Raw genomic sequence first — 11,555 nt, 5'->3', positions numbered from 1 at the left:
TCACACTGATAGGTAATGGTCTCTGTTTTGGGCTCTGGATTGTCTGGTACTTCAATGATTAAAGAACCAGCTAAGCTATTGTTTGAGCTGAAGAGTGATAAACTTAAAGCGGTGAAAAATCCTAAAATGTGCAAAGTTTTTTTCATGATGCTTCCCTATATTCCTAATATTGTGCACAAAGAATAATTTGACTGATACGATGGTGTCTACGGCAGGATTCGAACCTGCGACCCCAGGATTCATACCACTTCGATTTTCACCGCCAGCCTTATCGGCTGTTTGTGGTCTGGACTGTCTCTTCACCTTGAAGCTTTTGCTCTTTAGGTGCTGCCCGTTCAGTCTCTACACCTTTCTCTCATTTGAAAAGAGACTTGGCTCGGGATTGGCATATAGTCGCCCATGAAGCTTTCCCCGAATTTGAGCAGATTCACTTTGAGGATTTCTCCTCAAAGTGCCCAATTTCTTTAGGAATCCTGTGCTCTATCCTACTGAGCTACGCAGACATCATCATATTTAATCTTTAATAGAAGTATAAAAACGAATCAATTATATTCAATATGAATTAACGAATTTCTGTTAATTTTTGTTCCAAAAAGGATAAAACTGCATCTGGTGAAACATTTTTTGCAATAAATGATTGGCCAAGTCCGCGTGTTAATATGAAAGTCAAATTGTTTTGCGAAACTTTTTTATCTTGGGCAATGAGAGTCATTAAAGTTTCAGCATCTGGTAGAGACCCTGGGATATCCTTTAATTGTGTAGGCAATCCTATAGATTTGAAGTGCGCTTCAATGCGTTGTGTAAGCGTGGGGCTTATTAAATTTAATTGAGCAGAGAATTGATGAGCTAGAATTATCCCAATTGCTACACTTTCGCCATGGATTAAACGGTTGGAGTCATAAGCGGTTGCTGTTTCAAGCATGTGTCCAAATGTATGGCCGAGATTTAAGAGTGCGCGCTCTCCCGTTTCGTACTCATCACGTGCTACAATGGCAGCTTTAAATTGGCATGAGCGAACAATGGCCTCTGTTCGCATAGGGCCGTTAGAGAAAATTTTCTGCCCATTTTTTTCAAGCCACTCAAAAAAGTCAGGTTGGTTAATGAGACCGTATTTTACTATTTCTGCGTAGCCAGCGCGAAATTCACGCGGTGGCAGGGTATCAAGAAGACACGTGTCAGCAATAACGCATTGTGGTTGATAAAAGGCACCAATAAGATTTTTGCCATATTGGCTATTGATTCCCGTTTTTCCACCAACAGAAGAATCAATTTGTGCAAGAAGCGTTGTGGGCATTTGAATGAAGTTCATGCCACGGCGGATTATACTTGCCGCAAATCCTGCTAGATCACCAATGACACCACCGCCAAAAGCAATAACACAGTCGCCTCTTTCTAAGCGTGCAGCAAGAATTTGATCGATAACAACTTGCAGGGTTGAAAATGATTTTGATTGTTCTCCCGCTTCTACAATAATAGGGACAGTATGAATTTTATTTTTTGTTAATTCTGCTTGCAATATCTCCAAATGAAGGGAAGCAACATTTGTATCTGTAACAAGTGCCAAGCGCGTTTGATGAGGATCTTTTTTATTAAGAGCATGTTTAATTTGTGAAGCAGCTTGTGTAATCAGACCCGGACCAATGATGATATCGTAACAGTGTTTGTCCAGTTTAACAGTGACGGTTTTGGTTTGCATGCTGGTTATCCCTATTGTTAATTTCTGTGTATAGGTAGTGCTGTACGGATCGTATAACATTTTGTGCTACGGTATGACGGCTTTCTTTATGACTGTTAATTGTTAAGTTTGCCTTTGCATAGATAGGATAACGCTGTTCCATGAGTTTTTGCATGGTTTCTTTAGGATTGGCTGTTTGAAGCAGGGGACGTGTTGGGTGCTTTGAGACACGTTGCATGAGGATATCAAGATCGACTTTTAGCCATATGGATATACCATTTTGGTGAATGGCTTTTCGGATATTTTCATTTATGTAGGCACCACCACCTGTTGCTAAAACAAGGGGACTTTTTTTCATGAGGTTTAGAATAACACGCTGTTCAAGAGCACGAAATTCGGATTCACCATAAATTTCAAAGAGTTCCGTGATTGTCATTTGTGCAGCTTTTTCAATTTCTTGGTCAGAATCATAAAAAGGTAAACGAAGCATGGTGGCGACGCGTTTTCCGATCACTGATTTGCCTGCCCCCATAAGACCAACAAGGACAAGTGCTCTTTTATCAAGGGACGATAAGAGCTGATTCTTTATTTGTGTTATGGGGACGCGTTTTTGTCGATTGCTTTTCATAACTTTATTTCGGCATTTATCCATCTTAAAGTCAATTCCTGTTAATCTTTGTGAGGCATAATACGAGATAGAATATTTTTGGGTAGGTTATTGTCTTATGCCAACATTGACTAGATTTTTGATGATTCTTTTCATTTTGCTTTCTGTTCTTTTCATTATAATGGGTGCTCTTGTGGTTTGGGTTGAACCAGTAACTGTGGATATGTACATTGATGTTCCCTTGAATTCATGGAATCTTTCTACGGAAGCGAATCAATGAAATGAAAAGTGGTGCTGTGATAGATCATTTTCTTGAGATGATGAGTGCGGAGAGAGGGGCTTCGTCTCATACGCTTGCGGCTTATCAGCATGATTTGCAGTGGGCACAAGACGAATTGTCTTCACACTCTGTTTCGCTTTTTTCAGCACAAAAAGAAGATTTAATTACTCTTTTGTCACTTATGCATACTTTTGGTTTTGCGGCATCGTCGCAAGCGCGCCGTTTATCAACTTTGCGTCAGTTTTATCAATTCCTTTATGCTGAAGGGTTGAGAGCAGATGATCCCTCTCATGATATTGATGCACCTCGTCAGAGGCGTCCTTTGCCCAAAATCATGAGTGAAGATGCAGTGATAAAATTGCTTGATTTTGCGGAGTTAGAAGTCAACCAAGCAGACTATGGGTCCAAAGGTTATTTCCGTGCACTGCGTCTTCAGCTATTGATTGAAATGCTTTATGCAACAGGGTTACGTATTAGTGAGTTGGTGAGTCTGCCGGTTCAGTCTGTTCGAAGGAATGAATACAGCGTTTTGGTTCGTGGTAAGGGCAAAAAAGAACGAATGGTGCTGTTATCAAAAAAAGCATGCCAAGTTCTTTCACAGTGGTTAAATTTGCGTGATCAGGGAAAGGACGCTACGAGTTCTTATCTTTTTCCTGCGCATTCCGAGACAGGATATATTGCTCGTCAAGTCGTTGCACGAGAGTTGAAAAATCTCGCTAGAAGAGCAGGGATAGGAAGTGATAGCTTTTCTCCCCATGTGTTGCGTCATGCTTTTGCTAGTCATCTTTTGCAAAATGGTGCTGATTTGCGTGCCGTTCAACATTTGTTAGGTCATTCTGATATTGCTACCACTCAGATTTATACCCATGTGTTGGAAGAGGGACTTTATCGTTTAGTCAATGAGCATCATCCACTTGCCGATGAGCAAAAGGCTCGTTAAAGAAAAGGTGATGTTTTTGAAAAAGACTTTATAAAGCAAATTATAAGTGTATAAGTGACACTGAATGAGTTGACACAAATGTATAATTATCTTGATTTTGAAAAACCAGTTGCTGATCTTGATGGGAAAATTCTTGAATTAAAAAAAATTTCTCAGGAAAAAGGCAGTCTTGATATGAGTGACGAGATTGCTCGTCTTGAAACGCGTTCCCAAACAGCGTTGCGCGATATTTATAAAAAATTATCGCCGTGGCAAAAAACACAAGTCGCTCGTCATCCGGATCGTCCCCATTTTATGGACTATTCTAAACGCCTATTGAGTGACGTTACGCCTTTGGCCGGAGATCGCAAGTTTGCTGAAGATGAGGCTATTCAAGCGGGGTTTGCACGCTTTAAAGGTGAGGCCGTTGCTTATATCGGTCAAGAGAAAGGTCACGATACGCAAACACGTTTGCGCTATAATTTTGGTTCTGCGCGTCCAGAAGGCTATCGTAAAGCTGTACGTATTATGGAAATGGCTGACCGCTTTGGTTTGCCACTCCTCACTTTTATTGATACAGCAGGTGCTTATCCTGGGGTAAGCGCTGAAGAACGTGGGCAAGCGGAAGCAATTGCTCAATCAACAGCTACAACTTTGCGTTTGAAAGTTCCTGTGGTTTCCGTTGTTATTGGAGAAGGCGGTTCTGGAGGGGCGATAGCAATCGCGGCTGCCAACAAAGTTTATATGTTGGAGCACGCAATTTACTCTGTTATTTCACCAGAAGGAGCAGCTTCTATCTTATGGCGTGATCCAGCTCGTGCAAAAGATGCTGCAATGAATATGCGTATTACCGCTCAAGATTTGTATCGCTTAAAGATTATTGATGGCATTATTTCGGAACCTTTAGGGGGAGCGCATCGTGGCAAAGAGATTGTCATTGATGCAACGGGTGATGTTATTTCAGAAGCTTTAAAAGCTATGGCTGGAAAAGATGGTCAAGTGCTTAAACAAGAGCGAAGGGAAAAATACCTTCAAATTGGTCGATCTCTAACATAGGTTATTTTTTGTGAGGGGTGTTGGATTGGAGTTTTATTCGATGACATTTAGCAGATTCCTTGCTGTGTGTGTGTTGTTTGTAATGGGACTATTGACAGCATGTGAAGGAAGATTACCAGCCTCTATTCGCGCTAAAGTTGAGCAGCCGTTGCCGCAAGAAATCAAAAATAGAATGGTTCTGTATGATATAGATCCCTATGCACCGATTATGATGCGGTTTTTTAAGGAAGAAAATCTTGCTGAAGTTTGGAAGCAATCTCGTTCAGGACCTTTTATCTTGGTTGCTCGCTATGGCATTTGCAAATGGTCTGGTAAGCTTGGACCTAAATATAAAGAAGGGGATCTTCAGACACCAGAGGGTTTTTATACTATTAGCGCAAACCAAATGAATCCTTATTCAAAATATTATCTCTCTTTTAATATAGGATTTCCTAACCTTTATGATCAGGAAAATGGTCGCACAGGAAGCAATCTTATGGTGCATGGTTCTTGCTTTTCCGCAGGTTGTTATTCTATGAGTGATAAGAACATGGCTCAGATTTATGCGTTTGCACGGGATGCTTTTAAAGGAGGACAAAGAGAGTTTCAGTTGCAGGCTTTTCCTTTCCGCATGACCAAGGATAATATGTCACGTCATAGCAAGAATCCTCATTATCAATTCTGGGTTATGCTTAAGAAAGGTTATGATTTTTTTGAAAAAAATCGTCAACCTCCAACTGTTGAGGTTTATGGAAAACGTTACGTTTTTAATCGCGATATTGATAAAAATTCAGTTTCTCTAATGCAGTGAGTGTTATTGTATCCTACAGCACCGTAAACACTATCACTTAATAATGGTGATACAGGATATGCAAAAACTTTGCACATAAGGTGTTTAAGTGAGTAGTCAATATTTTAAAGCGCAGAGTTTTTTCATAGAGCTTTATGTAAGTAAATCATATGAAGTGGGAAGCCAAGAGGAATTTTCTCAAAGAAGTTGGATTGTTTGCACATCGTTACTGGTATCAATCTTCGTTTTTAGTGAAGAGTAAGTTAACATGAAATGTACCTCTCTTTTTATTTCTTTCAAAGAGTTTTATTCTTTTATGCTGTAAAATATTGTCTTGTCGTGCTGTTATATAAGATACATTCACATATTTTAAAATGCGATATTGCCTCTGTCTGATTTTGGTTTTTTTCTTAACAGGGATTTTGATTTCAATTAGCTTGAGTAAACATAGAGTTGAGCAGAATATTTTAGAACCAAGAATTTGGCCAATCGGTCTGTGAAATGAATCATATGAAGTGGTTTGCAGATGAAGCGCATTTAGAGAGAAAACAATCTGTTTGCAGATTGATGGGTATTAAATTTTTTATCATAACAATTTGATTTATAATGATAATTTAGTGTTATTCAAGTTAAATTAGAACCCTGAATACCATAAGATTCTCTCATTTCAAAGCCGTTCCATGTTGAATAAATTAAAACCATTTTCTTGCACGTTACAAGCGGGGATAACCGCGTGGGTGAAACTGTGCAAGAAAGACTAAAATGCTTTTTACAAACCGTCTCAAGTACCAAGGGCTTGTTTCAACATTGGGAATTAGCAAAGTGTGTAATGGTGCCGGTTTGCTTCTTTAAAAGCATAAAGATGGTGGTGCCAATGAATTTAATATTATATCATTGAAGGGGAGAAAAAATTAAAATTTTATTCCTGGAATGACCAGAGGATTTTCTAAGAGAGCTGTTTTGTCTGCAGTATCTATTGCTGGTTTATTAAAAAAAGCATTGAGGAGCTTTTGTATTGCGTCTTTTTCAACACCATCGGCAATGATGACAAAACGTGTTTGTTTTATTCCTTTTGGCCATGCCGGCAATCTTATGGGAGGATGAAAAAATGTTTGTACGCCATGTAATACAAGTGGGCGATAAGGGTCATCACGCAATGCGATAATTGCTTTAATACGTAATAATTTTGTACCATAACGCTCTTGTAGGAGATCTAAAAAAGCTTCAATTGTGGCGTAATCAACAGGACCCTCACAGTTTAGTGAAAAGGTACGAATGGTTTTATGGGGGGTATGATCATGTGGGGTAGTCATAAGATTTTGTTTAAGTTTTGTATTTTCTACTTTTTCATCCCATAATGTGTTATTTATTAATAGATTTGAATAGAAATCTTTAGAATGGGCGTCAATGATTTGTGCTGTAGGATTCATTGTTTTAAGTGTGCTAAGGAGTGCATCTGAAAGCGTTTGTGGGTCTCTAAGATCTGTTTTGGTGAGAATGATTTTATCAGCAAATATTAATTGTTTATATATTTCAGGATAGCGCTTACATATGGAAAGAGGACTTAATGTATCAAATGTTGCAAGAACAGCATTTATGGACAATGTTTGAATAAACAATGGGTGGCTTAAAAGTATTTGTAAAATAGGGGCGGGATCAGCCATCCCTGTGGTTTCAATGATAATATGATGGAGTTGTTTGATCTGTCCTGTCTGAACGCGATTTATTAAATCAATTAATGTGTCGATGAGATCACTGCGTAAATTACAGCATAAGCAACCATTGGCAAGCTCAATAATTCCTTCTGTCGTTTTTTCAACCAGAAGGTGGTCAATACTGATTTCGCCGAATTCATTGATGATAACAGCACATTCTGTTAGAAGAGGGTCTTGTAGCATACGGTTGAGCAAAGTTGTTTTGCCAGAGCCTAAAAAACCCGTAATAAGCGTGAGAGGGATGCGCTTTATTTTCATGTTAATCATCAATCATAGTTTTGTTTTTAAAAAATATATCTCAGTATGTCTAAGCAATTTATAATGATGTCCGTGAGGGATATAATGGTTAATCCCCCATGAAATCCATTGTACCACTATCTTTACGCTTATAAAGGTAGGTGCACGTGGGTATATTATACACTTTTAGCGTCAATGTTATGATAATTTTTGGTTCTTGAAAGGACTTATAGGAAGGATTTTTATTCCTTGTTTTAATTATTTTATCTACATGTTCATCCACCTTGTGGCGCGCAAGAGACTGGTTTTATTGATTCAACAAATACAGATTTGAAATGAGAGAATCTTACAATACTTGTGGTTTTGACATAAGGTACAAAATAATTAATTATCATTATAAATCAAAGTATTATAATTAATTGTAGATTATGATTTATGGCTTTTTATAGAATGGTTTGCGTGCCTTTTATACGGAATATAGGGTTTTCTTAGTGGTTTTACTGTCATTTTAGGTGTTTGTGGCGTACGAATGAGGTGTACTGATAAAGGATGAGAAAAAGAAGGTGGAGCAGTGATAAAAGGTGAGGTGAGAATAATATTTCCTTGATCATCATATGAATTTGCATGCATTTTTATGGCTTCAGGTGTGCATGTTTGTTGTCTCATATTGTTGGCTTGTGTTATGTTGCTCCCATAAGGTTTTAATGTTGCTAGTGTTAATTGGGGGCTTCCTTGGTGCAAAAATCCTATTTCAAGAAGTTGTGCAGCTTTTTCCTCTCTTTCACTTATGTTGTTAGCACCTAGAATGACAGCAATAATTGTACGTTTATTGCGGGTGGCTGAGGCAACAAGATTAAAACCAGAGGCACAAATAAATCCTGTTTTCATACCGTCTATCCCATAAAAACGGCCAATGAGGTTGTTTGAGTTATGTTGGATTTTTCGATTATTACCAAAATCAATGGCTGGAATAGAAAAATAATGAGCATATTGTGGAAATTCTCGACGTATTTGAACGGCTAAAAGAGCAATATCGCGTGCCGTGGAGTAGTTTTGAGGATCTGGTAAACCACTTGCGTTCGCAAAATGGGTGCCAAACATGCCTAAACGTTTAGCTTCGCTATTCATTTTACGTACAAAATCTTTCTGTGAACCCGCAACAGCTTCACTCATGGCAATGGCTAAATCATTGGTAGATTTAACCATGGTGATACTTAAGGCTGTATCAAGTGTGAGTACAGAACCAGCTTTATAGCCTGAACGATATGAGGGAGCTTTTGCGGCGTATTCGCTGATGGTGATATGTTTGTTTGGTGAAACTTCCCCTCGGCTCATGGCACGAAAAATAACATAAGCGGTCATTAATTTTGTCAAGGAAGCAGGATACCAACGCTCAAAAGCTTGATTATGTTTTAAGATACGCCTCGTTGTAACATCAACAGAAATAAAAGGCTGCGCTAGAGCAACAGCGCTGGATAAACTCAAAATCACAGAAAAAAATAAATTATAGAAGAGACGTCGCATTAATTTAAATCTAGTTCCCTCTTATTCGTTATTTAGAATTGTTTTAATGTAGCACACAAAGCATTTAAGTCTAGGATAGGAAGGAAAGATGGTTAATTGCTGTATCCGTTGTGTCTGTGGGATAAAAACCAATTCTCATTTTTATTTTCCCCTTGAATTTGGTTTGATGACTTAAGTATCTCAAGAAATACTTTTTAAATAATGAAGATTGTACAAGATTTCAGGCTCTTGGAGGGATTGAATTTCTCAGAAAGGAATGAATCTGCATAATCATGCATTTTTCTTGCTCTCCTGTTAGGATAGCCCTTGGCACTTGAGACGGTTCGTAAAAAGCATTTTAATCTTTTCTTGTATCGTTTTATTCACACAGATATCCCCGCTTGTAATGTGTAAGAAAATGATTCTAATTGATTCAACCTAGAATAGATTTGAAATGAGAAAATCTTACGGTATTCAGGGTTCTCATTCAAGTTGAATAACGCTAAAACATCCTTATAAATCAATGAGATGTATGTTATTTAAATGATTTTAAAGAGAGGAAGAATTCTTTTTCAAAAAAATTTACACATTGATCATTTCTTATCATGTACAAGTGTTTTACAATTTTAAATTAGAAAGTTTGAAGTATCTTTCTTATATTTTTTTCCCTATACTCCGCTCAATATACAAAGTTATGCATTATTCTTATCAATCAGTGCATTGTTTCATGTTGATTTAGTTTTTGAAGTTTCTGAACAGCGTATGGTGGCATAGGAGGAGGGGTAGGGTCTTGAGCTGCTAAGAGAAGCAGTTCATCACACGCTTTTTCAGTTTTTTGGACAAGTTGATCTAGAAAATCACGTTTGCTTAAACCAGCCTCTATCGGGGGAAGAATACGGACACGAATTGTTCCGGGATAGCGGCGAAAATTATTGCGTGGCCAATATAAACCCGCATTATGTGCAATAGGAACAACTTGAAGTCCTAATTCATTATAGAGCGCGACAATTCCTGACTTATAATCTGGTTCTTGACCGGGTTGTCGGCGTGTTCCTTCGGGAAAAATCAAGATTTGGCGCCCTTGTTTTACTTTCTCTTTTGCTTTTTGTATAATCATTTTTAAGGCTTTGATGGGTGTTGTGCGGTTAATGGGGATAATTTGCGTTTTTGCCATATACCAGCCAAACAATGGAATCCACATCAATTCACGTTTTAAAATGAGAGTGGGATCATCAAAATAAGGAACAAGACTGAAAGTTTCCCAAGCCGATTGATGCTTTGGAGCAATGATATAGGGTCCTTTGGGAAGATTTTCTAAACCTTCAATCTCATAACTTGTGCCTGCGATGTATTTTTGCAAAAAGAGTGTAACGCGCGCCCATGTTTTAGGGACAATCCATGCCTTTTTGCGGGGCATTAAAAAATAAACGGGAGCGTAAAGAATCATTTGTATGAAAGTTGTTGTATAAAAAGCGAACGTAAAAAGAATAGAACGAAGGATAAGCACTACATTTTCCATTTTATATCTATAAGAAGACTTCATATATAATATAATTCACATGAGAAAACATCTTCTTTATGTTTTTTCAAGCATCTATTTTTTCGGTAACTCATTTTCCGATATTTAAAAACAGAAGGAAAGAGGTTAATGGAATTACAAAAAGATAAACTTTTTATTCCACGGATTTTATCTATTGCGGGAACAGATCCTTCTGGTGGCGCTGGAATGCAGGCGGATTTGAAGGTTTTTTCAGCTATGAAAACTTATGGTATGAGTGTGGTTACAGCTGTTGTTGCACAAAATACTCAGGGTGTGCGTTCTTTTCAGGCATTAGATGCTTCTTTTGTTGCAGATCAAATTGATTCTGTTTTTGAGGATATCCATGTTGATGCCGTTAAAATTGGTATGGTTGCAAATGCTCAGATTGCACAGGTTATTGCAGAACGTCTTGCTTATCATAAAGCGCGTTTCATTGTTTTTGATCCGGTTATGGTTGCAAAAAGTGGTGATGTTCTTTTAAAGTCTGATGCAATTGAAATTATGCGTGATGTTCTTGTGCCGATGTCAACTTTGATCACGCCAAATTTGCCTGAAGCTGCACTGTTATTGGGGCGTGAAGTGCAATGGTCTTTAGAGACTATGTATCAATATGCTCCACGACTCTTGGCGCTAGGGTGTCATGCAGTTTTGTTAAAAGGGGGACATTTGAATACGCTGACCAAAAATAGTACAGAAAATTACGATTGTTCTAGTCCAGATCTTTATTGTGATTGTGAAAACCTTGTTATACTTGAAGCTTCTCGTCTTTCAACTACTCATGATCATGGGACAGGGTGTACCATTTCTGCTGCCATTGCAGCTCTGTTACCTACCCAACCTTTGGATTGCGCTGTTAAACAAGCAAAAGATTATTTGCATGGCGCTTTAACTGCCTCAGATGCTTTAAAAGTAGGGAAAGGGCGAGGGCCGCTTCATCATTTTTATGCATTATGGAAAGATTAATACAACGGTTGATAGTGAAAAATCTTCACTCTATGAATTTGTTTCGTCATTATATGATGTTTTGGACTTATGACTGATAAATGTTAGCGTATTGTAGCTTAACAGTTATTTTGTATTAAGAAGGATAAGAAAAAATGTTATAATTTGCTTCTTTTATATATTTTTTACGATTAATCTATCCTGTTTTAGAGGCAATTTTGAGTATAAAAAAGAGAGCAAGGAATTGTAAAATCAGGATTTGATAGCAAAAAGAGTAGAGGGAAAGACCTTTTACAAGGCGATATTAAAGCT

Annotated in this window: 9 protein-coding genes; 4 read left to right on the top strand and 5 right to left on the bottom strand. The window is 37.9% G+C overall.

The annotated features are described in order from the left end of the window. Window positions 1-562 precede the first annotated feature (562 nt). Together aroB and ACFIL8_RS01170 are read right to left on the bottom strand one after the other, a co-directional pair. Entirely contained in the window at window positions 563-1,696 is a 1,134-nt protein-coding gene (aroB, locus tag ACFIL8_RS01175; protein ID WP_375638134.1) for a 3-dehydroquinate synthase, read from the bottom strand. Then, on the bottom strand, window positions 1,671-2,303 hold the full coding sequence (locus tag ACFIL8_RS01170) for a shikimate kinase (protein WP_375606223.1): 633 nt from the start codon (window positions 2,301-2,303) through the stop codon (window positions 1,671-1,673). Before ACFIL8_RS01170 ends, aroB begins: the two co-directional genes overlap by 26 nt. Before the next feature lie 260 nt (window positions 2,304-2,563). Here ACFIL8_RS01170 and ACFIL8_RS01165 point away from each other — a divergent pair, with 260 nt between their 5' ends. From ACFIL8_RS01165 to ACFIL8_RS01155, 3 genes are all read left to right on the top strand, one after another. Beyond that, entirely contained in the window at window positions 2,564-3,502 is a 939-nt protein-coding gene (locus ACFIL8_RS01165; protein ID WP_375611313.1) for a site-specific tyrosine recombinase XerD, read from the top strand. Window positions 3,503-3,580: 78 nt separating this feature from the next. Continuing rightward, a complete protein-coding gene (locus ACFIL8_RS01160) occupies window positions 3,581-4,537 on the top strand; it encodes an acetyl-CoA carboxylase carboxyltransferase subunit alpha (RefSeq protein WP_375611312.1) in 957 nt (318 codons plus the stop codon). Between the two features lie 40 nt (window positions 4,538-4,577). Further along, entirely contained in the window at window positions 4,578-5,327 is a 750-nt protein-coding gene (locus ACFIL8_RS01155; protein WP_375628563.1) for a L,D-transpeptidase family protein, read from the top strand. An 890-nt stretch (window positions 5,328-6,217) separates the two neighbouring features. Here ACFIL8_RS01155 and ACFIL8_RS01150 read toward each other — a convergent pair. The 3 genes from ACFIL8_RS01150 to ACFIL8_RS01140 all read right to left on the bottom strand — a co-directional run bounded on the left by ACFIL8_RS01150 (window position 6,218) and on the right by ACFIL8_RS01140 (window position 10,280). After that, window positions 6,218-7,279, bottom strand: coding sequence for a CobW family GTP-binding protein (locus ACFIL8_RS01150; protein ID WP_375688770.1), 1,062 nt, complete (start codon window positions 7,277-7,279; stop codon window positions 6,218-6,220). Window positions 7,280-7,684: 405 nt separating this feature from the next. Then, window positions 7,685-8,782, bottom strand: coding sequence for a D-alanyl-D-alanine carboxypeptidase family protein (locus ACFIL8_RS01145; RefSeq protein WP_375611309.1), 1,098 nt, complete (start codon window positions 8,780-8,782; stop codon window positions 7,685-7,687). A 691-nt stretch (window positions 8,783-9,473) separates the two neighbouring features. Further along, a complete protein-coding gene (locus ACFIL8_RS01140) occupies window positions 9,474-10,280 on the bottom strand; it encodes a lysophospholipid acyltransferase family protein (RefSeq protein WP_375628565.1) in 807 nt (268 codons plus the stop codon). Window positions 10,281-10,409: 129 nt separating this feature from the next. Between ACFIL8_RS01140 and thiD the strand changes: the two genes are divergently transcribed. Then, window positions 10,410-11,264, top strand: coding sequence for a bifunctional hydroxymethylpyrimidine kinase/phosphomethylpyrimidine kinase (gene thiD / locus ACFIL8_RS01135; protein WP_375612742.1), 855 nt, complete (start codon window positions 10,410-10,412; stop codon window positions 11,262-11,264). Window positions 11,265-11,555: the final 291 nt, after the last annotated feature.

This window comes from Bartonella sp. AP57NXGY, assembly GCF_042195805.1.
GTDB lineage: Bacteria > Pseudomonadota > Alphaproteobacteria > Rhizobiales > Rhizobiaceae > Bartonella.
This window is presented reverse-complemented; position numbering and strand designations above follow the sequence as displayed.